General features: G+C 72.9%; 16 protein-coding genes. 8 read left to right on the top strand and 8 right to left on the bottom strand.

The window, feature by feature from the left end:
* Window positions 1-71 precede the first annotated feature (71 nt).
* On the bottom strand, window positions 72-701 hold the full coding sequence (locus ACPA54_RS00145) for a TetR/AcrR family transcriptional regulator (protein ID WP_423525480.1): 630 nt from the start codon (window positions 699-701) through the stop codon (window positions 72-74).
* A gap of 157 nt (window positions 702-858) precedes the next feature.
* Between ACPA54_RS00145 and ACPA54_RS00140 the strand changes: the two genes are divergently transcribed.
* Both ACPA54_RS00140 and ACPA54_RS00135 read left to right on the top strand, forming a co-directional pair.
* On the top strand, window positions 859-1,668 hold the full coding sequence (locus ACPA54_RS00140) for an SDR family NAD(P)-dependent oxidoreductase (protein ID WP_423525479.1): 810 nt from the start codon (window positions 859-861) through the stop codon (window positions 1,666-1,668).
* A gap of 193 nt (window positions 1,669-1,861) precedes the next feature.
* On the top strand, window positions 1,862-3,307 hold the full coding sequence (locus ACPA54_RS00135; protein WP_423525477.1) for an amidase: 1,446 nt from the start codon (window positions 1,862-1,864) through the stop codon (window positions 3,305-3,307).
* 135 nt (window positions 3,308-3,442) lie between these two features.
* Here ACPA54_RS00135 and ACPA54_RS00130 read toward each other — a convergent pair whose 3' ends face one another.
* Window positions 3,443-4,240 carry an SDR family NAD(P)-dependent oxidoreductase gene (locus ACPA54_RS00130; protein WP_423525475.1) on the bottom strand — a complete coding sequence of 266 codons (798 nt, stop codon included), beginning with the start codon at window positions 4,238-4,240 and terminating at the stop codon, window positions 3,443-3,445.
* A 254-nt stretch (window positions 4,241-4,494) separates the two neighbouring features.
* Between ACPA54_RS00130 and ACPA54_RS00125 the strand changes: the two genes are divergently transcribed.
* From ACPA54_RS00125 to ACPA54_RS00105, 5 genes are all read left to right on the top strand, one after another.
* Entirely contained in the window at window positions 4,495-5,139 is a 645-nt protein-coding gene (locus ACPA54_RS00125; protein ID WP_423525473.1) for a TetR family transcriptional regulator, read from the top strand.
* 739 nt (window positions 5,140-5,878) lie between these two features.
* Entirely contained in the window at window positions 5,879-6,370 is a 492-nt protein-coding gene (locus ACPA54_RS00120; protein ID WP_345676512.1) for a F0F1 ATP synthase subunit B family protein, read from the top strand.
* An 83-nt stretch (window positions 6,371-6,453) separates the two neighbouring features.
* Entirely contained in the window at window positions 6,454-6,879 is a 426-nt protein-coding gene (locus ACPA54_RS00115; RefSeq protein WP_423525472.1) for an SRPBCC family protein, read from the top strand.
* 72 nt (window positions 6,880-6,951) lie between these two features.
* Window positions 6,952-7,194, top strand: a complete 243-nt coding sequence (locus ACPA54_RS00110) for a hypothetical protein (RefSeq protein WP_423525471.1) — start codon at window positions 6,952-6,954, stop codon at window positions 7,192-7,194.
* Window positions 7,195-7,207: 13 nt separating this feature from the next.
* Entirely contained in the window at window positions 7,208-8,266 is a 1,059-nt protein-coding gene (locus ACPA54_RS00105) for an STM4015 family protein (protein WP_423525469.1), read from the top strand.
* Between the two features lie 111 nt (window positions 8,267-8,377).
* On the opposite strand, the gene ACPA54_RS00100 is transcribed toward ACPA54_RS00105, so the two are convergent.
* Window positions 8,378-9,067 (bottom strand): transglycosylase SLT domain-containing protein, encoded by a 690-nt coding sequence (locus tag ACPA54_RS00100; RefSeq protein WP_423525468.1) that lies wholly within the window; start codon window positions 9,065-9,067, stop codon window positions 8,378-8,380.
* The gene (locus tag ACPA54_RS00095; RefSeq protein ID WP_423526845.1) at window positions 9,064-9,483 is read right to left on the bottom strand and encodes a MarR family winged helix-turn-helix transcriptional regulator; all 420 of its coding nucleotides are present in this window, start codon (window positions 9,481-9,483) and stop codon (window positions 9,064-9,066) included. Before ACPA54_RS00095 ends, ACPA54_RS00100 begins: the two co-directional genes overlap by 4 nt.
* Window positions 9,484-9,705: 222 nt before the next feature.
* Here ACPA54_RS00095 and ACPA54_RS00090 point away from each other — a divergent pair, with 222 nt between their 5' ends.
* On the top strand, window positions 9,706-10,275 hold the full coding sequence (locus ACPA54_RS00090) for a carboxymuconolactone decarboxylase family protein (protein ID WP_423525466.1): 570 nt from the start codon (window positions 9,706-9,708) through the stop codon (window positions 10,273-10,275).
* 188 nt (window positions 10,276-10,463) lie between these two features.
* Here ACPA54_RS00090 and ACPA54_RS00085 read toward each other — a convergent pair whose 3' ends face one another.
* The 4 genes from ACPA54_RS00085 to ACPA54_RS00070 all read right to left on the bottom strand — a co-directional run bounded on the left by ACPA54_RS00085 (window position 10,464) and on the right by ACPA54_RS00070 (window position 21,032).
* Window positions 10,464-11,156, bottom strand: a complete 693-nt coding sequence (locus tag ACPA54_RS00085; RefSeq protein WP_423525464.1) for an alpha/beta fold hydrolase — start codon at window positions 11,154-11,156, stop codon at window positions 10,464-10,466.
* 84 nt (window positions 11,157-11,240) lie between these two features.
* Complete coding sequence (locus tag ACPA54_RS00080) at window positions 11,241-15,191, bottom strand: hypothetical protein (RefSeq protein WP_423525462.1); 3,951 nt, start codon at window positions 15,189-15,191, stop codon at window positions 11,241-11,243.
* Window positions 15,192-15,227: 36 nt separating this feature from the next.
* Window positions 15,228-18,038, bottom strand: coding sequence for a hypothetical protein (locus ACPA54_RS00075; RefSeq protein ID WP_423525460.1), 2,811 nt, complete (start codon window positions 18,036-18,038; stop codon window positions 15,228-15,230).
* Window positions 18,039-18,170: 132 nt separating this feature from the next.
* Window positions 18,171-21,032: a patatin-like protein gene (locus ACPA54_RS00070; RefSeq protein ID WP_423525458.1), complete on the bottom strand. Its 2,862-nt coding sequence runs from the start codon at window positions 21,030-21,032 to the stop codon at window positions 18,171-18,173.
* Between the last annotated feature and the right edge of the window lie 127 nt (window positions 21,033-21,159).

Genomic DNA, 21,159 nt, shown 5'->3' with positions numbered 1-21,159 from the left:
TAAAGTTGAAGGTAAAAGGATCGCCAAGTCGGGGGGGTGTGCGAGGAGGTCTGGCGGGGCGGTTCGGGGGTTCAGCCGGTGAAGACCGCGGGGAGGAGGAACCACCGCAGTGCGGCGTCCTCTTCGTCCGCGGTGCGGGGCCGCGGCGGCGGGAAGCTGAGCAGGGAGACGCCGAGCCGGTTGACCCACTCCACGACGTCCGCGTAATCCGTGCCGGGCCGCAGCGTGCCCGCCGCGGCGGCGCGGTCCAGGATCGGATGCACCCACGTCGCGGCGGCCTGCGCCACCACCGGATCGGTGCCCGCGAACGCCGCCGACGTGCCGACCACCGCGGGGGCGAACCACTCGGCCTGGGCGGGGTGCCGGCGCACTTCGTCGAGCATCCGCCGCATGCCCGCGATCAGGGCGTCCGCGGGATCGTCGACGTCGCGCACCGCGTCGGCGACGCGGTCGTGGATCAGCCGGGTCTCGCGGCGCATGTACGCCTCGAGCAGGCGCTCGCGCGTGGGGAAGTGGTTGTAGAGCGTCGCGCGGGAGCAGCCCGCGCGGGCCGCGACCTCCTGCATGCGCAGCTTGGCGACGCCGCGTTCGGCGAGCAGCGTGCGGACCACGTCGAGAATCCGCGCCGCGGCCAGGTCGCCGCGGCCTTCGCGGAGCCAGTCGCCGCTCGGCGCGGTGGGGGCGTCGTCACGTGTGGTCATCGCGCCGATCCTCGCATACGCCGCGGCGCCGGGACCGGGCGGTTGGCAGCCGTGGCTACTCCCGCCGCCGTATGGACATTCTTGTGAGTCTGTCCAATGATCTGGACGGTATCGAGAATCTGTCCAGTGTGCAGCGCTGTGCTGTCGAGGAGGTCGCATGTCGTCCCGGTCCGGTCGTCTGGAAGGCAAGGTCGCCGTCGTCACCGGCGGCGGCAACGGCATCGGGCGCGCCTGCGCGCTCCGGCTGGCGGAGGAGGGTGCGGCGGCGGTCGTGGTCGCCGATGTGGTGGCCGAGCGTGCCGAGCGGGTCGCGGACGAGATCACCGCGGCGGGCGGCCGGGCGAGCGGAATCGCCGTCGACGTCCGCGACGCACAGGCGTGCGAGGACATGGCGCAGCACGCCGTCGACCGGTGGGGACGGCTCGACGTGCTGGTCGCCGCCGCGGGCATCAGCGGTGAGAACGCGTCCGGCGATGAGCACGACGGGGTCAGTGCGGGAGTGGCGTTCTCCTCGCAGGTCTGGACGAACGTGATCGACGTCAACCTCAACGGCCTCATGCACACCGACCGCGCCGTGGCGCGGCGGATGATCGCCGGCGGATCGGGCGGGTCGATCGTCAACATCGCGTCGATGTGCTCGGCGTGGGCGTCGGCCGGGTCGACGCCCTACAACGTGTCCAAGGCCGCCGCGTGGATGCTCACCAAATCCCTCGCCATCGAACTCGCGCCGCACGGCATCCGGGTCAACGCCGTCGGGCCCGGCTTCATCGACGACACCGGTATGACCGAGGTGACGCGCGCGAACGAGGAAGCGGCGGACGCGGTCGCCGGGCGGACGCTGCTCGGCCGGTTCGGCCGGCCGCGCGAGGTGGCGGACGCGGTGCTGTTCCTGGCCGGCGAGGAGTCGTCGTACTTCACCGGCTCGATCCTGTACCCGGACGGCGGGTTCAACGCGCCGAGCCGCTGACCGGGGCGGTTGCCCGGGCCGGGCCGGCGCAGGGGCAATCGGCCGGTGGTGCTTGATCCTTGCGGCGCCCGTGGCTACCGTCGCACATGCTTGCCCTGGTCAAGTATTGCGGCGGTGCCCGGACGGCCCGCCCGCGCCGGGCGGCGGAGGCGGCCGGACCCGGCCGCGGGGACCGGTGGGAATGGGGCGCGGCATGGGAGATCTTTCGGACCGGCTGGCGTTCGCGGACGCGACCGAGCAGGCGGCGCTGGTGGCCTCGGGTGAGGCGTCCCCGGCGGAACTCGTGGACGCCGCCGTCGCCCGCATCGAGCGACTCGACCCGGCGCTGGGCGCGCTGGTCGCGGAACGCTTCGACGAAGCCCGCGCGGAGGCCGGGGGAGAGCTGCCGGACGGGCCGTTCCGCGGCGTCCCGTTCCTGCTCAAGGACGCCGTGCAGCATTCCGCGGGCGACCGCTACCAGCACGGCATGACATTCCTGCGGGACAACCCGTGGGTGTCGCCCGAGGACTCCGAGCTGACCCGGCGCTACCGGGCCGCCGGGCTGGTGCTGCTCGGCCGGACCAAGGTCCCCGAGTTCACCATCTCGCCGACCACCGAGCCCCTCGCGCACGGCCCGTCCCGCAACCCGTGGGACCCGGAGCGGTCGCCGGGCGGGTCGAGCGGGGGATCGGCGGTCGCGGTCGCGTCCGGCATGGTGCCCGTCGCGCACGCCAACGACATGGGCGGATCGATCCGGATCCCCGCGTCGTGCTGCGGGCTCGTCGGCCTCAAGCCGACCCGCGGCCGCACGAGCCCGGCGCCGCACGGCCTCTACTGGGGGCCGCTCACCCACGAGCACGTCGTCACCCGCACGGTGCGCGACAGCGCGGCCGTCCTCGACGCCACCGCGGGCGCCGCGCCCGGCGACCTGTACGGCGCCCCGGCCCCGGCCCGGCCGTGGACCGACGAACTGACCGCCGCCCCCGGCCGCCTCCGCATCGCGGTGCTCACCGAGCGTCCCAGCGGCCGCCCGGTCGACCCGGAATGTGCCGCCGCGGCTCGCGCGACCGGCGAACTGCTCGCCGAACTCGGCCACCACGTCGAGGAGATCGCCGCGGCACCGCTGGCCGACGAAGCGGGTGCGTTGGCCATGGGCACGGTGACCTCGGTCGGCCTCGCGCACGACGCGGACGTGTGGGAGCGCCGCATCGGCAAGCCGGTGGACGGGTTGGAGCCCTTCCCGGCGCTGGCCGTCGAACGCGGCCGGGCGACCTCCGGGCCCGCATACGTCGCGGCGATCGAGGCGTTGGCCGCGTGGAGCCGTCGGATCGCCGCGGTGTGCGCGCCCTACGACCTCGTGCTCGCGCCGACGATGGCGATCCTGCCGCCGCCGCTCGGCACGCTGTCCGGCGACCGCCCGATCCAGGAGACCCTGCCCGGCTGGTCGGCGATGGCCGAAATCGCCACCCTGTTCGACATCTCCGGCGCGCCCGCGATCTCGCTGCCGCTGCACCGCACGGCCGACGGCCTGCCGGTTGGCGTCCAGATCGCCGCCGCGGTCGGGCGCGAGGACCTGCTGTTCCGCGTCGCCGCGCAGCTCGAAGAGGCGCGGCCGTGGCGCGAGTTCGTGCCGCGCGTGCACGCGTCGCGGAGCGTGTGACGGCGGCTTCTACAGCGCTTGTGACAGCGCTCGTGGCAGCGCTCGTGGCAGCGCTCGTGGCAGCGCTTGTGACGGGGCTTGTGACGGCGCTGCCCCGGCCTGAGTTCGCAGGCCGGGGCTGCGATTCCGGCGGGATCAGGCGTGCGTGCCGCCGTCGATGCGGATCTCCGTGCCGGTGACGAACGCGCCGTCGTCCGAGGCCAGCATCGCGATGACGCCCGCGACCGTCTCCGGACCGGCCATCGGCGCGCCGCTCGCCGACTCGACACCGGCGTCCAGGATCGGCGACAGCTTGGCGAACAGCGACCAGTCGGTGTCCTCCGGCAGGTAGCCGCCGGTGGCGTCCGTGATGCCGGACTTGATGCTGCCCGGGGCCACGTTCACCGCGCGCAGGCCCTGCTTGCCGTACTCCAGCGCCAGCGCGTGGGTGAACGACTGGACGCCGCCCTTGCTCGCCGCGTACGCCGCCATGTAGGGGTGCGCGAACTGCGCGGACGTCGAGCTGAAGTTGACCACCACGCCGCGCTTGGTCGCGAGCAGCGCCGGGAGCGCCTCGCGGGTGACCAGGAACGTGCCGGTCAGGTTGACCGTGACGATGCGGTTCCACAAGTCGAGCGACGTCTCGTGGGTGTGCGCGGCGCGCAGGATGCCGGCCGCGTTGACCAGCACGTCCAGGCCGCCCAGGCGCCGCACGGCGTCGGCCACGCCCGCGACGACGTTCGCCTCGTCGGCGATGTCCAGTACCAGCGTGTGCAGCCGGGCGGTGTCCAGGCCGCGCTCCTCGGCCTGGGCGACGGTGGCGGCGAGGCCGTCGGCCACGACGTCGGCGGCGACGACGCTGCCGCCCTCGGCCAGCAGGCGCAGCGCGGTGGCCTGCCCGATACCCGACCCGGCTCCGGTGACCAGGACGCGGCGGTTGTCGAAGCGGTTCATGGCGAGCCTTCTTTCGCTCTCGTGCCGACGGCCGGGGGATGGGGGCCGGCGGGCGGTGTTCCGTATTTTTGGCACGCTATGACAAATATGCATGTGATGCCAAAAATTCCCGAGGGGGCCATCGCTTTGCCCTAGGCTGGGCCCGTGCGGAGCCGCGCCGGGGGGGACGCCGCACCCGGCGCCGGCCGCGGTGCCGCACCGCACGCCGAACGGAAAGCGCAGGTCGCGAGCACCGCCGCCGACCAGGAGGACCGATGACCGCCGCCACCCGCCGGAGCCCCGGCAGACCCACGCTCACCGAGCGCCGCCGCGAGGACACCCGCGGCGAGGTCTCCCGGACCGCCGCCCGGCTGTTCACCGAACGCGGCTACGACGCCACCACCGTCGAGGACATCGCCGCCGCGTCCGGCATGGCGCTGCGCACCTTCTACCGCTACTTCCGGGCCAAGGAAGACACCATCGCCCGGCTCTTCGGCACCGGCATCGGCGACTGGGTGCACCGGCTCGCCGACGCGGACCCCGGCCTCGGACTGGTGGACGCGCTGCGGACGTCGTACGCGGAAGCCGTCCGCCACTCCCGGGCCGGCGAGGTCGACGACGCCCAGCTCCGTGCCCTGATGCGCATCGTCGACGGGCACCCGGCCCTGCGCGCGGTGTGGCTCAACGTCTACCGCGACTCCGAGGACCAGCTCCGCCCCGCGATCGCCGCCCGCGTCGGCCGCGACCCCGACGACCTCGCCGTCCGCCTCGCCGCCGGAACGGCCAACACCGCCGTGCGGATCGCCATGGAACGCTGGGCCGCGGGCGACGGCCCCGGCTCGGCGGAGGAGGCAGTGGCCCAGTCGCTGGCCGAGGTGGCGGGTGGCGGTTTGCTGGGCGAGGGGGAGAAGGGGGCCTGAGCTCCCGGCCGGTCTCCGGGCCGCGGAACCGGGCGGTTCCTGGCGCCGTGGGCTGATCGGGCTGACCCGCCCGGCCGGATGGGCAGGCCTGGCCGACCCGGCGCACTCGGCCCACTCGGCCCACTCGCGGCCGGCTTGTCGGCCCGCTCGAGCCGACCTGCTCGCCCGCCCCCGGGCTTGCCGCCCCGGCCGGCCCGCCGACCCGCTTGCTTTGCCGACCGGCCGGGGACACGTGGCCCGCCGCGGCGCCCGACAGGGCGGGCCGCGCCCTGACCTGTCGGCCCGTCTCGCCCGCTCGGCCCGTGAACCAGGCCGGCCTGCCGACCTGCGCGGAGCGCGGAGGCCCGGACCCGGTCGACCTGCCGACCTGCCGACCTGCCGGCTCGCCATGCCGCCCCGAGGGCCTGCCTGCTCCGAACGGGCCGCTCGACCTGCCGACCCGCCTGCGCTGCCGCCCCGTCTCGGTCGGCCGGCCCGTCGACCGGCTGACCTGCAGGGTTCCCGTCCAGGCCGGTCCGCCCGCCTGCCTCGCGGGACATGCCCTTCCCGTCGATCCGCCGCCGGCCGACCGGCAGCCCGACCTGCCCCCACGGGTCACCGCAAACCCGTCGGGCTTGCCGAACTGTCCGCCTGCCGACCCGCTCGTCCGGCACCCGGGTCAAAGGCTGGTCATCGGCCGGTCAACGGGTTTGCGTAGCCTGCCTGTTGTCGGCAAAAACCGGCCGGATAGGCTTCGCCCATGGGACCTCTCACGCCGAAATGGGGCGACCTCATCGTCGCCACCATCTCCTTCTTCATCGTTCTCTTCGTCGTGGGCAGGGTGCTCGCGCCGCGGATCGCGCGCACGCTGGCCGAGCGTGAGGACAAGCTCGAGGGCGGCCTCGACCGCGCGGACGACACCAAGGCCGAGAGCGAAGCCGTCTACCGCGAGATCCAGTCCGTCACCGCCGAGGGCCGCCGCGAAGCCGCGCGCGTCCGCCAGGACTGCATTGACGAGGGCTCCGACGCGATCGCCGACGCCCGCGCCGAAGGCCAGATGATCCGCGACGAACTCGTCGATGCCGGCCACCGCAACATCGCCGCCGAACGCGCCCTCGCCGAGGCCGCGCTGCACTCCGAGCTGGGCCTGATCGCCACCGAGCTGGCCGGCAAGATCCTCGGCGAGTCGGTCTCCGACTTCGTTGCCGAGGGCGACACCGTCGAGCGGTTCCTCGCCGAAATCGACGCCTGACCCGCGACCCGGAGCCGCGCCGCCGCCCGGCGGCGCGGTACGGTGCGAACACCAAGTCCCGCGCGGCGTGGAGGTGTTCTCCGATGCACTGGGTGATCCGGGTCGATGTCGAAGCAACTCCCGACGACCTGTGGCAGGTCGTCGCGGACGTGGACCACTGGCCCGAGTTCATGGCCACGATGCGCCGAGTGGAGCGCGTCGGCGGCGCCGAACTCGGGCCCGGTGCTTTGGTACGCATCGCCCAGCCCCGCATGCCGGTGCTGACCTGGCGGGTCACCGACTGGACGCCGGGCAGCTTCTTCGCCTGGCAGGCGGCCTCTCCCGGCGTGACGACGACCGCCAGCCACGCCGTCGAAGCCCGCGACGCCGGCGGCAGCACCCTGACGCTGGGCATCCACCAGACCGGGTTCGGCGCCCCGCTCGCCGGCCTCCTGATGGGCCGCCAGACCCGGCGCTATGTCGGGATCGAAGCGGAGAGCACCAAACGGCGCGCCGAAGAAGCACGCTGACGCAGCTGCCGCCGACCGGCTGAACACGGCGCCGCGGGGTGACCCGCCGGGCCGGACGTCGTTGCGCACGGCATGAAGAAGATCACCGCGCTCGGCGCCCTCACCCTGCTGACCTGCGGCCTCGCCACCGTCCCCGCGCACGCGGACGACGACAGCAACTTCGGCGGGGGCGTGAACGCCGCGAACAACTGGAACTTCACCGCGGCGGCGGTCTGCCTCCAGGAGGTCGCCGTCGTGCCGGTCCTCGGCGACTATGTGTCCGACCACGTCAACAACTGCAGCAACGGGAACGTCATCGACCACTCGGGGCGCTGACTTCGGGAGACACATGGCGATACACGGCGCGCTGACCGAGCTCGGCGGCCTCCCCGTCCACCGGCTCGAAGCGCCCCGCCCGCATCCGCCGCTCGACCCGCGGACCGCGGCCATGGTCGCGGCCAACGGCATCACCATGCCGCCCGCGACCTGGCCCGAAGTCGGCGCCGCCGGGCCCCGCGCGCAGGACGTGGCGTGGGTGCTGTCCGCCTCGCCGTACGAACCGGGCCTCGCCGTCCCGGACCTCCTCGCGGGCCTGCTCGAAGCCGTCGACACCGCGAACGTGCGCGCGCTGGTCGTCGGCTATTGGGCCCAAGGCAACCTGGAACAGGACACCGCCGACCGGATCGTCGGCCTGCTCGCCGCCCACGCCGATCGGCTGCCCGCCCTGCGGCACCTGTTCGTCAACGACATCGTGTGCGAGCAGCACGAGATCTCCTGGATCCCGCCCACCGACATCACCCCGCTGCTTGACGCGTACCCGAACCTCGTCGAACTCGGCTACCGCTTCGGCACACGCGCCGACGACGTGCCGCCGACGATCCTCCGCCCGACCCGGCACACCGGGCTGCGCCGCCTCACCCTGCAGACCGGCGGCATGCCCGCGGCCGTCCCCGCCGCCATCGCCGCCTGCGACTTCCCGGCGCTGGAACACCTCGACCTGTGGCTCGGCATCGCGTTCTACGGCGGCACCGCCACCGTCCGCGACCTCGACGGCCTCCTCGCCCGCGACACCTTCCCCGCCCTGCGCCACCTCGGCCTGCGCAACAGCGAGATCCAGGACGACATCGCCGTCGCCGTCGCCGGAGCCTCGACGGTCGCCCGGCTCCACTCCCTCGACCTCTCGATGGGCACCCTGAGCGACCGCGGCGCGGAAGCCCTGCTCGCCGGGCAGCCGCTCACCCACCTCGACGAGCTGTCCCTGCGCCACCACTTCCTCGGCGCCGGCATGCGCACCCGCGTCCGCGAAGCCCTGGAGCCGTACGGCGTCCGCGTCGACCTCTCGGACGCGCGGCAACGGTGGGAGGAAGACGACACGGGCGACGGCCGGTACACCGAAGTCTCGGAGTGAGGCACGTGCCAGACCGGGGGAGAGCCGCGTGAGGGGTGCCGCCTGCAGGGCCTTCGTGTTGCGCATCGTTGCGGTGCTCTGGCAGTTCCACAGCGGACGGCGGGCCGGGCGTCAGCCGCCGGACCGGCCGACCGCCTTCTCCGCCTTGTCCCACGTCGCGCGGAGCTTGTCCAGGTAGGACTGGGCCTGGCTGCCCGGTTTCACGCCGCGGGCGAAGGCGAGCATGTTGCCGGAGCCGGCGTTGTAGCCGAGGGCGGCCAGTTCGTCGCGGGTGTACGGGCCCGACACCTTCGACGGCAGTTGCGCTTCCAGGTCGTGCAGGTACCAGGCCGCGGCCTGGACGGCGAGGTCCCGGTCGTCCGGCAGCTCCGACCAGTCGCGGTCGGCGAAGTCGCGGTTGCGCTTGGTGTCCTCGAAGGCGGCCTTGTGCATGTTGGCGATGCCGAAGGCGGCGTCGGGCTTGAGGTTCTGCCAGGCGCGTTCCAGCGACGGGTCGTGCGGCTTGTAGGACTCGTTGTAGAGGATCGCCATCAGCAGGACCGGGTTGACGCCCGCTTCCCGGGCGTGGGCGCGGACTTGCGCGGCGTAGTCGGCGGGGTCGTAGGGACCGGTCGGGTCCGCGCTCTTGCCGGGTGCGCCCGTGGTTGCTTGCGCGGACGGGTTCGCCGCGGCGCTCGCCGACGGGGCGGCGTCGGACTTGTCCGCGGTCGAGCCGCCGTTCTTCGCCACCGCCCACAGGGCCAGCGCGGCCAACGGCACGACGAGCCACCACAGGCGGCTGCGGCGGGTAGGCGACGTCACGCGAACCACCCTGGCACATCGACGCGCCACAGCTCGCCCGGCGTCATCGTCCGCAAGTCGGCTTCGAACGCGCGGAGCCGGTCGCTCCCGAGCGTGGCGGCCCACTCGGTGCGGATCTCCTCGAAAATGCGCGCCGAGCGGGCGAGGGAGTCGACGCCGCGGGAGGTGAGCCGCACCACCTTGCGCCGGGCGTCGGCGGGGTCGGGGCTGACCTCGACATAGCCGAGCCGTTCCAGGACGCCGACCGTCTTGCCCGCGGCCTGCTTGGACACGCCGAGACGGCGGCCGAGGTCGGCGGCCGTGGTGCCGTGCGGGCCGATGGCCTGGAAGACGAAGCCGTGCATCGGGCGGAAGTCCGGATGGCCTTCCGCGGCCAGGCGCGCGTGGGTCTCGTCGATGATCGCGCGGAACGCCATGAAGAGCCGCAGCGGCAGTTCGAAGCCGGGGGCGTCGGCGTCTGCGTCGCGGTCGGGGGAGGCGTGGCGGCGGGACACGGCGGATTCCTCGGGTCGTCGGGGCGGCATGTGGACAACGCTGTTGTCGATTCTAGGACGCCGACCTCTTGTGGAGATGGACAACCAGGTTTACGGTTATCGTCAACTTGGTTGTCCAATTCTCGCCTCCGGAGGTACCGCACCATGCCCGCAGTCACCACGCCGCTCTTCCCCGACCACACCGTCGACACCGCACCCCCGGCCGCCCGGCGCGCCATGACCGGTGTCGCCAACGGCTTCGGCTACCTCCCGGTCGCCGTCGGCCGCATGGCCGAATCCCCGGAAACGCTCGACGCGTTCCTCAGGATCAGCGCCACCTTCGAGAGCGCGACCCTCGAACCGATCGCCCGCGAAGTCCTCGTCATGACCGTGGCCACCCGCAACCGGTGCCACCTCTGCGTCGCCATGCACACCGGCAAGCTCGTGAAGTACGACGCCGACCCGGCCCTGATCGCCGCCCTGCGCGACGGCACCGCGCTCCCCGACCCGCGCCTCGAGGCGCTGCGTCAGTTCGTGCACGACGTGATGGACGCGGCAGGCGGCGTATCCGACGAGCGCATACGCGAGTTCCTCGCCTTCGGCTTCACCGCCCGCAACGCCCTCGAAGTGGTCCTGGGCATCGGCGCCTACACGCTGTCCACCTTCGCGAACCGGCTGATCGATGCCCCGCTCGACCCGCCGATGGCGGCGCTCGCCTGGGAGCAGCAGGCCTGACCCCGATGGTCAGGCCGCCGTCGACAGCCTGACCCGGAGCGTCGCCGCTCCGAGGCCGGTGCGCGCCGGCTCGTCGACGGCGGCGCGGAGGGTCTCCGGCTTGCGTTGCGGACCAGGTCGGCGTCCCGTGCGGGTGACGCTACCGGTGGGCGCGGCGCGGCCCCGCCCGGCATGCCGGATCGGCCGGCCTAGGCCGAGTCGACCCGGTCCAGGCAGGCCACCAGCCGCTCGGTGAGTTCCCGCGGGTGGGACAGCGCGTTGAGGTGGCCGCCCGGGACGGGTTCCGCGTCGACACCGAGGCGTTCCTTGGCGATCCGGCGCTGGAACTCGTACGGGAAGAACCGGTCGTCGGTCCCCGCGAGCACGCAGGTCCGCACGTCCGGCCACTGCTCGATCGCGCACGGCTGGGTGAACGCGACCTCGGCTTCCGGGCGTTCGTTCTGCATGAGGGTTGCGGCCAGGTCCGGCGGCACGTCCTCGAGGAAGTACGTCGCGAGGTCGAACTCCTCCGGATAGCCGCCCGCTCGCGCCGCCGCCGCGCGCGCCTCCTGCGACCCGGTCGCGTCCCACCACGCGCCGGCCGTCTCGCCCGGCAGCGGCACCATCGCGTTCACCAGCATCAGCACATCCACCGGGCGCCGCGCGCAGACCATCGGCGCGGTGAAGCCGCCCATCGACTGCGCCACCACGGCAACGCCCGCACCGCTGTCGCCGATCACGTCGAGGACGAGGTCCGTGTACGCAGGCAGGCCCGCCTTCTCGTCCGCCGCAGGCAGCTCGACGGCGACCGCTTCGTGGCCGCGGGACTCCAGTTCGGCGACGACGCGATGCCAGTACCAGGCAGCGCCGCCGGCTCCGGGAATCAGGACGAATCGGCTCATCTGCATCCTCCTCGGCTCGGGACCACCTTAGAGAGACCGAGCCGAGCCCCCGAACTCATCGGTGGCGACGCGCCGATGCGGAAGTCACAGCTCCACCGCATCGGCATACACCGGCAGCTCCTCCGTCGCCCCGAACTCGTCTTCCGCGGTGTCCGACGGCACGAACGACGTCTCCGTCACCAGCAGCCGCAGCGGCTGGTCCGGGTGCGGGGCGGGCAGCGGGATCTGGGCCGTGTACGTCGGCAGCAGCGAGGAGTCGTCGTCGGCGGGCAGTTCGGTCTCCGTCTCCGGCATGTCGACCCAGCCCAGCACCGGGTCGGGGACCTCCGGGTCGCGGTGCTGGAAGACCGCCGTCACCGTCGGCGGCATCGTGTCCATGTGGTACGCCGGACCGGTCAGCTCGACCGTCAGCGGATCGGTGCCGCTCACCGTCAGCGTCCGTTCCGGCAGCAGCCGCAGCGTGTCGGTCAGCACGACCGACGACAGATGGCAGGTTTCCAGCGACTGCGGCTGGAAGCGGGCCAACGCCGGACGGAGGAACGGGAAGTAGGCGCCGCCGGTGTCGACGTCGATGTCGCAGTACCAGCGTCCGGTCGCCGGATCGAAGGTCGGCTCGAACCCGGCCGCGGTGACCGTGAAGCCGTCGAAGACCTCCGGGAAGGCTATGTCGAGGCTGGTCGTCGCCCCGGGGAAGTGCGAGATGTCGGGCAGCGTGACCGATGCCGACTGCCGGATCGGATCGCGGCCGAGCAGCGTGATGAACGGGTGCGCCTGCGGCGGCTGCTCGTCGCCTTGGACGCCCAGCACCACGGCGAGGAGTTCGCCGTCCCCCGACGAGTACCACGGCCGGGCCAGGTACACCCGGAACCCGCCCCCGCGCCGCCGCCGCACCAGCCCGTCCGGCAGGCTCCCGCTCGTGTCGAAGCCCAGGGTGAGGTGGGTCCCGAGGACTTTCGGCGCCGCGGGCTTCGCTGTGTTGCGGACGGTGACCGGGGTCGGTTCGCCGTGCGCCGTGAGGAGTTCCTTGGCCGGGTCGGCCGCGAAGTCCGGCGGGAAGCAGTCGGCGAACCGTGTGGTGGCGACCAGCGTGTAGGTCACCTCGCGGTGCTTGGTGTCGCCGAAATTCTGCTTGGCCGGCACCGGCGCCGTCGCGGGCGCGTCCGGCCCGGCCGGTGCCGCGAAGTCCTCGGCGGCCTGCGTGTTGAACGTCAGAGTGTCGCCGTCGAGGGTCGCGGCAGCGTTGTCCTCGAGGCTCGGCGGGCCCGGCGTCGCCTCGTCCAACGGGAGCCGGAAGACCGGTGTGGTGATGCTCAGCCGACGCGGTGCGTCGGCCGCCGGGTCGTCCACGTTCTCCGTCCACGACGCGAACAGGTCGAGGCGTTCGGTGCTGCGGGCGCTCACGTCGATGTCGCCGGTGAAGTGCTGGTCCGTGGCGCCGACGAAACGGTCCGTCAGGTCGAAACTGTTGGCGACGGGCGGCTTCAACGGCCGCTGCACCGCGTGCACGAGCGTGACGTCGTGCCACGGCGTCAGCATCCAGTGCCGGTTCGCCCGGGCGGCCTGCATCACGGCCGCGTACTGGTCGTCGTCGAGCGAATCCCGGCACCACTTGAGCATGCCGAAGGTCTTCTCGTCGGCCTTCACCCGCGAACAGACCCGCACCGTCGCAATCGTCGCCTTCGGCATCTGCACGGTGAGCACGCGGTCCGCGCCGAGCGCGGGCGGGCCGCTGCCCTCGACGATGCGCAGGCGGAGCGACTGCGGGGTGTGCCAGTCGGGCCCCGCCCACGGGACCTCGAAAGCCTGGCCGTCGGGCATGCCGGGGAGCTCGTGGAACACCACACCGTCGGTCAACGGGTCCGGGAGATAGGGGAGATCGATGGTGTCGCCGGTGTGCAGCACGTAATGGCCCTGCGGCCCCTTTTGGTCCGGCGGTACCTTCACGGCCGACGGGTAGGGGACGGTCTGCACGCCCGGCAGCGCCGGATCGTCCAGCGAACCGCTCTCGCGCGAGGCGAGCGCATAGACACGGCTCCGGGTCCCCGCGTCGGCCGAGCCGATCGCCTCGTCGAGCTTGCCGTGGCGTTCGACGCACTCCAGCGAGGCCTTGGGGGCGACGACGTGGCGTTCGTCGGCCTCGCCGTAGGGGAGATGCCCGCCGGTCGTCACCAGGGGGGACGCGTTGAACGTCTGCGCGTACTGCTCGGGCGTCAGTTCGCCGGTGCTGCGGATCACCAGGCGAAGCGCGGACGTGCCTTCGGTGAACGCGGTCCGCGGCAGCAGCACCGGTGCGGAGACCGGCTCGAACCGGCGGAACGTCGGGCCGCCGGTGGGCGGCAGCGACAGCACGTCCTGGTCGAGCAGGGCGGTCGCCTCGTCCACGCTCGGCCCGTTGCCCGCCAGGTCCACGGTGCGCAGCCGAATCCGGTAACCGTTGCCGAAGCGCAGCCGGGGCAGCGTGCCGGGCCGGGCCCGGACGTCGATCTCCAGCGGCAGCGTCGTGGCCGCGGTGTTGGCGATCCGCCGTGGGCCCGAGCCGTCGGCCTCGGCCTTGCCCGGGTGCGGGGCGGAGAGCGCCCAGCCGTCCCAGGTGACCAGGTGCTCGTGGACGTGCACGCGCTGCACCGGACCCGGAGGCGCCGCCGGCGAGGCCAGACCCACCTGGAAGAAGCCCTCGTCGGAGGCCGTGTCGAGATGGTCGCCCGGGCTGCCGGCGCGCGTGTAGGAGACTTCGCGGGCGTGCAGCGAGAACCAGTTCTGCCGGCTCTCGTCGAAGATGTCGACGCGGTGGCCGCGGACCAGGTCCTCGGCCCCCAGCACCACGACCGCATCGGCGGTCAGGGCGTCCTGCCGGTCCGCGGCGCGCGTGAAGTCGTCGTTCAGGGTGCCCACCTGGTCGCCGTGCACCAGACACAGGCCTTTGGTGCGGACGGTCGGGGGTGCCGCTTCCGTGTCGCCGTCGGTGCCGGTGGCGACCGCGGCGGCCAGCAGCTTGAGGTTGACACCGTCGATGTCCGCCTGCTCGATGGCGTATTCGGCCTCCGGCAGGGCGACGAGCCCGCGCGCGGGCGGACCGAACGCGTCGTTCCCGTCCGCCGCCGCACAGAAACCGTGGCCGGGCGTGAACGCATACCGCGTCGCGGCCGCGTGGTCGTGCGACGTGCCCGGCGGCAACTGCGGCTCCCAGATCGGGATCACCAGCACGGTGAAGTCACCGTTGGCGGCGCGGAGTTGCGCGGCAGGGAAAGCGAAGTCCAGCACCAGGCCCAGACGCCGCAGCAACTTCGGATGGTCGCCGAGCGACGACAGCATCTGATGGAAGTCGACGCGCGGTACCTCCGGCGGCGGCGCGAGAGGCGGCGGCTCGTTGTTCCCGGCCGCCAGCCCTTGAACCTGCTGCTGCACCCGCGGCTCGTGGAACGCCAGGAACGCCTGCTGCGCCGTCAGATCGGGGCGGACGAGTGCGCCCGGCTGGTCGGCCACCTGCCGGTCGGCGACCTGCTGGTCGGCCACCGTCAACTGCTCGGCGATGGTCGCCCGCATGTTCTCCATCGTCGACGGCATGTCGGTATCGGCCGCGAAACCCGCCAAGGCGGTCATCTGCCGAGCGGGCGGCATCCGATCCGGCGACTCCGCCGCCGTCGCGGCATAGGACCGGCGGGTGGTGTCCGCGATCTGCTGCGCCGGATAGCTGACCGCCGTGCTCTGCCGGTGGTCGTCGAACCGGAACCGGTCCACGAGGGTGGTCGCCGGGAAGCAGAACCGCCACAGGTCGGAGTCCGGCGGTGCGCTCGTCCGGGTGAGCGGGATCGGCGGCGTGCCGTCCTGCGCACCGTCCGCGTCGCCCGTGGCGAGCGCGAACGACGCCCCGGCGATCCGCGCCGGCCAGTCCTGGAAGTCCGGGAACGCGGCCAGCGTGTCCGACTCGTCGCTCTCCAGCCGCGGCGCCACGAAAACCGACAGGTGCGCCGTCCCGCCGTCGGCCGACAGACCGGCCGGCAGGGCGATCCACTGGATGTGCTGTTCGATCGTCATGGGGGTGCCTTCCTGGCGCTCCGGAGGCCGAGCGGCCTACGCAGCGAACGCCAAGCAGTAGTCGTCCCAGTCCTCCGGCTCCACGCAGTCCGCGAACGCGGGGTCGCCCGCCGATCCCGCGAACCGGCGTTCCAGCGCCAGACTGACGGACTTGCTGAAGAACGCCACGCGCACGCTCACCGTGACGCTGCCTTGGCCGACGACCTCGCAGACGCCGTCGCCCTTGTGGTACGTCAGGGCCAGGTAGAACTCGACGGAAATGGTCACGATGCCCAGCACCGACAGGTAGCCGCCGCACCGCAGATACCCGGTCAGCGTCACCGAGGTCCCGGTCAGCTGGAAAGCGATCCCGGCCATCACATGCACGCCGCCGCTGGCCACCCCCAGGTCCAGCGACGCGTTGCCGCCGAACTCCAATGAGCCTTCCACCTGTTCGATGCCATGGGTGCTGACTTCCAAGGCGAAGAACCCGCCGCCGCCGAACATCCCCACGCTCACGTTGAACGGGTTGTGCCGCTCCGACACCGCGAACCGGAACCGCGTCGGCGCGTTGTCGAACGGGATCGTCAGCTTGGCCGACAATGCGACATTGCTGAGGTTGAACATGCCCAGGCCGAGCGACGGCAGCGTCAGCCCGTAGCCGGCCACCACGCCCGCGGTCGTCACGTCCACGGACGCGCCCGTCCCGAACACGTCCGCGGGCAGGGCGTTGCGCAGCTCGTTCACGAACTCCAGGTCGTTCATGAACGTGATGCCCACCCCGGCGGCCGTCACCTCCGGCTTGGCCCCGGGCCGCGCACTGAACGTCAGACGGTCGAAGTCGACCCGCACGATCCCCAGGAAATCGAAAGCGAAGCTGCGCAGCTCGCCGCGCACCGTCGACTTGGTCAGCGCGTCGGGGGAGCGCACCGTGGTGGCTTCCAGGACGAGCGAGGCGTTCTCCAGGTCGAGCAGCGGCAGGGTGTTCGTCAGTTTGGGCTTCCACACGTAGCGCAGCTCGGACCCGTCGGCGAGGTCGGCGACCCGCATGAGCGGCACCGGCAGAAGATCCGCGGGCCCCCCGTCGAGGCGCTTCCGGATCTCGGCCTCGCCCAGACTCTTCAACTCCGCCACCGACACGGCCTCGACCGGGGCGAGCAGCGCGGCCAGATCGATCGGACCGAGCAGCTTGGTCCCGCCGAAGATCTGCTTCAGCGTGTCCGTGTCCACACCCGCCGCGGCACCGGCCTCGTCCAGGAACTGCGGTGCGAGCAGCCCGGCCCGCGTCGTCACCGCCTGCACCGTGCTGCTCGGGGCGGCCAGCCCGCCCGCCTGCCGGGGGGACAGGGAGACGGGCAGCGCTTCCGCGAGGTTCAGGAAGGCTTCGGTCGGCTGGCCTTCGAAGCCCTGCTCGAGATAGGCGTCGTGCAGGTGCACGACACTCTCGGTGAACCGCCCGGTCAGCCGCTCCACCGCCGGAACCCGCGCCGAAGCCTGTGTCATCGCGGGCAGCAGGGTCGCCGGGTGCCCGGACGCCGCCACCGGTTCCAGGCGCATCGAGCCGACCGGCATGCTCGTCGTCCCCGGCGCGTCCGCGGGAGCCTGCGCCAGCGCGACCGTCTGGCCGGACAAGTCGACCGTCGGAAGGTCCGCGGCATCAGGCTCGCCGTAGGCGCTCGGAACGTCGCCCAGCGTGGTCGTCCATGCGAAGACCAGCGGCAGCGTGAAGCCCACATGCCGGCCCTCGGCATCGGTCGCCACGGCATGGAATTGGAAGGGCGCACCGCCCACCTTCACCCAGAACGCGCCCCTGCCGCCCGCATCGTCGATCGTCGGCGTCACATGGTCGGTCAACTCGATCGACCGGAACGGGAGCTGGCGTCCCGCATGCTCGTCGTAGCCGGCGCCCTCGCCGTACCCGACCTCGGCCTGGTCGATGCGGATGTGCGATTCCGTATGCAGGTACGCGACCGACGAACCGTCGCCGGGGTCGTCGTACAGGCGCCGGGTGACCGAGACCAGCGACGCGCGGTGGCCCGTACTCAGGTAGCCCTGCCCGATGGTCTGCACGAACTGTTCGCGACCGAGCGACGCGACATGCTCGTACTGGGTCAGATCCGCCGCCGGGAAGCCGGCCGGAAGGTCCCACGCCCCGTTGATCCGCACCGACGCACCCAGCGCGGTCAGCATGAACTGCTCGGCGTGCAGCGAGCGCCGCAGCGGGAAACCGTCCGGGCCGACGAAATCGCTGTCGCTCGTCAGCGCCACGAGTTGGTCGAGGGCGTCGGCGGACAACGGCATCCCCGTCCGCGCCGGCCGATCCCGCAACGCCGCGAACGCCTTCAGCCCCGCGGGACCCCCGTTCTCGCCGTGCAGTTCGGCATGCCACAACTCGGTACGTCCGTCCAGCGCGACCGGCTCGGCCAGCGGCGCCGACCACGCGATCACCGGATCGTCGTGCCCGAGCAGCAGCCGCGTCGGGAACTCGATGGCGGTCCGCGGAATCCCGCCGAACAGATTCGGCACGTTCGGGTCGTCGCGCCCCAGATCGAACGGCACGATCGTGGAATTCAGACTGTTCCAGTCCAGCAGCGCCGCCACCGTCAGATCGATGCCGTCCTGCCCCTCCGGCAGCAGAAACGCCAGCGTGCTCGGCGCCGCCGCGAACGCGGGCACCGTCTCCGGGAACTGGCCGTCGGCCGGCACCCCTTCGCTGATGTGCTGGGACGGCGGATGCAGCAGCACCACCGCCGGGGACGCCGGATCCTCCCGGACCAGACGCGCCCCCGCACGCCGCAGATTGACCACCTCCACCCGCAGCACCAGCATGTCCTCGATACGGAGGATGCGGAACGGGTCGGCAGTCATGACTGCCCGCCTTCCGGTCGACTCGCGGGGCCCTGCCCGGCGCCGGTGCGGACACGGCGGCGGCGCAACGGCCTGGTTTCCAGCCTGGCAAACGGCGCCCGCGGGCGCACCTTTTCGGGACGCCCGCGCGCTTCAGTGCCGCCGCGGATGGCGGCGGGGATGCAGGACGACATTGCCCCAGTGCTCCACGCGGTAGGCGGCCGACGCCGCCGACTTCGCGAGCCCCGCGGCCGGCCGCATCGGCCACGGCAGCGTGAACCCCGACGCCAGCGTCCGGGTCGCCACCGCCGCCGTCCGCGCCAGCGTCTCCGACATGAGGGACGTGCCCAGCTCGCCCTGGAGCGTCTCGTCCGAGACCCGGCACGCGTGCAGCACGTCCGCGACCAGCGCCGACGGCACCGGGGGATAGGCCGCACCGTTGCCCGGCGCCGCCTGCCGGTACGCGGCCAGGAACGCCCCGGCATGGCCCGCGGCACCGGCCGCCACGTCCCGGTCGGCCTGCTCGGCGATCGTGGCCAGCTCCTGCGCGGCGATGAGCCGCTGCAGACCGCCCGCCACCCAGATCGACGTCACCGGCAGACTCCGCGGCAACCCGGACGACGCCGGATCCGTCAGGAAGCCCAGCTCCGGGGCCCGCCCGTCCGGGAACGGCTCCTGCACACCCGGCGGCGGATCGGCATCCGCGATCTCCCGCAGCGCGGCGACCAACTCCGTGCGGAACCGCGCGGGATCCTCGGACGCGTCGGCCTTGTGCGCGAGATGCCTCGGGTCGAGCAGGAGCTGGACGAGCCAGCCGGCGCCGTCCAGCCGGCCCCACATCCAGTCGTTCGCACACCACGAACTCTTGTAGAAGGCGCCGAAATGATGGAGTTGCAGACCGGTCAGCTTCTGCGCCGCCAGACTCCGCACGTCCAGGGCACAGCGGGTGTCGGCGCTGATCTGCACCAGCTCGACGGCCTGCGGGGCCCGGCCGCGGCCCGGCGACAGGACGTGCTGGAGCACGTGCAGCTCGAACAGGCGCGCGACGCAACGCGGGGCGGGCAGGGCGCCGTCGACGGTCAAGTAGTGGAGGAGGTCGGCGAGCCGGGTCGGCTCGTCGCCGGGCGGGGTCGCCGGGGCGGGAGCGGTGCCCGGGGTGGCCGGGGTACCTGCGGAGCCCGGGGTGGCTCGGGCGGCCAGCTCGGACAGGAGCGGCTGTGCGGCGAGGAGGATGCCGCCGAACTCCGCCCACGCCTGGGCTATCGCGGACTGCTGCGCGCCGGAGGGAAGTTGGCTGCATACCGCGTGCCGCCATGCGGGTGAGGAGGCCAGGTCGCCGAGCGCGCCGGGATGAGCGGCGGTGTCGGCGATGTCGGCAGTGTTGGTCGCTTCGGTCGCGGCCAGGGCGGCGGCGACTTCGGTGGGGAGTTGCCCGGCGGGCTCGCGCGCCGGCATTGCCGCGTGGGTGCGGGCGACCAGGCCGTCGAGCAGCGCACGCTCGTCCGCGGCGGGACGCAGCGCGAAACCGGAGGTGAGCAGGCCGAGCAGGATGGCCTTCCCGCCGTCCAACGCGGGACGGCCGAAGGTCGCGAGAGCGTCGAAGCGGCCCGGCTCCGGCAAGGACCCGGGCAGGCGTGCGGTGACGGCCTGTTCGGCGGCGTCGGTCAGGACATCGGCATCGGAACCGAAGCCGGTCGGGCGGCCGTCCGCGGCGAGCTGCCCGGCCGCGGTGCGCTGCCGCAGCGCCTCCTCGGCTGCCGTGGCGGCGAGGGTATGGGCGTACGTGTCGCGGAAACCCGCATACACCGGAGGCGTCACCGCATCGCCGCCCGCGGCCAGGCGGGCGAGCCGGCCGTCGGCCCGGCGGCGGGCCCGGGCGGCCGCGTTGTGCGCCGCGATGTCCGCCAGCTCGGCGGAAATCGTCTGGGAGAGGGCCGCGTTGAGGTCCCACATGACGGCGCGGCCGAGGACCGGGGCGGTCAGGTCGGGTGAGGGTGGGGCGGAGACGGCTGCTGCGGTGGTGGGCTGCGGGGTCGGCGGCTGCGTGGTCGGGGCTTGCGCGGCGGCTGTCCGTGTGGCCGGGTTGGTCACTTCGGGGAGGCCCGCGGAAGGGACGACGTAGGCGAGTACGCGCCGTACTTCACGGTCGGCCGCCCGGTCGAAAATCGCCTCCAGCGCGGGACCCAGCGGCCGGTTCGCCAGCAACCCGCCGTCGGCGACGTGCTGGGCCCGCGTGAGACCGATGTACGGGCTCATCACCGGATGGGTCGGGTCGCTGCCCGGGGCGCCGATCGGCAGGAAAGCGGGTTCGAACGCACCCGGGAACGACGCGCTGCTGCGCGCCGCCAAGGCCAACGCCCGGAAGGTGTCCGGGCCCGCCAGGTCGGCGGACGCGAACGTGAACAGGCCGCGGTGCGTCGTGTCGCGCACCAGCACGCCGTAGTCGTCGGTGTACCGGCTGTCCTCGCCGTCGAGCAGCGTCGTGGTGATCATGACCCGGACGGGGGAATCCGGGTCGGGGCCGGACGCGGAGGTGCCGATGATCCGGTGCAGGCCGTCGCTGAGGTCGGCGAGCAGCACCTCGTCGCCGTACAGCAGCGACGGCTGCTCGCGGTCCGACGGACGCCGCAGCAACTGGCCGAACGAGCCTTGCGTCAGCCAAATGCCGCGCAGCAGGCCGATATCCGTCTGCCACACCTCGGCGAGACCGAGTACGGCCGCGTTGATGGCGCCCGCGCTCGTCCCCGACAGGACGTCGATGCCGAACCCGACGCCGAGGAGATCGAGCAGGCCGCGGTACTTGTCGCGCACCCCGGCGGCGGGCGCCTCCACCTCGCCCGGCTTGCCCCGGCGCATCCGGCTCGCCGAACACAGCAGGTTCATCTCGCGGGCGACACCGCCCATCCAGATGGCGAGGCTCACCCCGCCGGTGAAGGTGGCCGCCAGTCGGATCTCCGGTTCGGCGGGGTTGCTGCCGGTACCCGGGGTACCGGTCGGAGGGATGGGCGTGCCCATGGCCGTGCTCTTCTCGGGCGGGGGGTTCTCTTCCGACCCGGCCCCGGCATGACTTCCTGCGACGGCGAACTCGCCCCTGGCGCACGCCGAATGCCGGTCTCCTTCCATGCTGCGCGCTCGGCCGGAG

The sequence above is a fragment of the Uniformispora flossi genome, from assembly GCF_049534875.1.
Classification (GTDB): domain Bacteria; phylum Actinomycetota; class Actinomycetes; order Streptomycetales; family Streptomycetaceae; genus Yinghuangia; species Yinghuangia aomiensis.
Note: the sequence above shows the minus strand (reverse complement) of the source record. Positions and strands in the feature narration are given on the sequence as shown.

Bases quoted from the DNA above. Each gene is read 5' to 3' on its own strand.
- ACPA54_RS00145 (WP_423525480.1), bottom strand. From the start codon at position 701: ATGACCACACGTGACGACGCCCCCACCGCGCCGAGCGGCGACTGGCTC.
- ACPA54_RS00140 (WP_423525479.1), top strand. From the start codon at position 859: ATGTCGTCCCGGTCCGGTCGTCTGGAAGGCAAGGTCGCCGTCGTCACC.
- ACPA54_RS00135 (WP_423525477.1), top strand. From the start codon at position 1,862: ATGGGAGATCTTTCGGACCGGCTGGCGTTCGCGGACGCGACCGAGCAG.
- ACPA54_RS00130 (WP_423525475.1), bottom strand. From the start codon at position 4,240: ATGAACCGCTTCGACAACCGCCGCGTCCTGGTCACCGGAGCCGGGTCG.
- ACPA54_RS00125 (WP_423525473.1), top strand. From the start codon at position 4,495: ATGACCGCCGCCACCCGCCGGAGCCCCGGCAGACCCACGCTCACCGAG.
- ACPA54_RS00120 (WP_345676512.1), top strand. From the start codon at position 5,879: ATGGGACCTCTCACGCCGAAATGGGGCGACCTCATCGTCGCCACCATC.
- ACPA54_RS00115 (WP_423525472.1), top strand. From the start codon at position 6,454: ATGCACTGGGTGATCCGGGTCGATGTCGAAGCAACTCCCGACGACCTG.
- ACPA54_RS00110 (WP_423525471.1), top strand. From the start codon at position 6,952: ATGAAGAAGATCACCGCGCTCGGCGCCCTCACCCTGCTGACCTGCGGC.
- ACPA54_RS00105 (WP_423525469.1), top strand. From the start codon at position 7,208: ATGGCGATACACGGCGCGCTGACCGAGCTCGGCGGCCTCCCCGTCCAC.
- ACPA54_RS00095 (WP_423526845.1), bottom strand. From the start codon at position 9,483: ATGGCGTTCCGCGCGATCATCGACGAGACCCACGCGCGCCTGGCCGCG.
- ACPA54_RS00090 (WP_423525466.1), top strand. From the start codon at position 9,706: ATGCCCGCAGTCACCACGCCGCTCTTCCCCGACCACACCGTCGACACC.
- ACPA54_RS00085 (WP_423525464.1), bottom strand. From the start codon at position 11,156: ATGAGCCGATTCGTCCTGATTCCCGGAGCCGGCGGCGCTGCCTGGTAC.
- ACPA54_RS00080 (WP_423525462.1), bottom strand. From the start codon at position 15,191: ATGACGATCGAACAGCACATCCAGTGGATCGCCCTGCCGGCCGGTCTG.
- ACPA54_RS00075 (WP_423525460.1), bottom strand. From the start codon at position 18,038: ATGACTGCCGACCCGTTCCGCATCCTCCGTATCGAGGACATGCTGGTG.
- ACPA54_RS00070 (WP_423525458.1), bottom strand. From the start codon at position 21,032: ATGGGCACGCCCATCCCTCCGACCGGTACCCCGGGTACCGGCAGCAAC.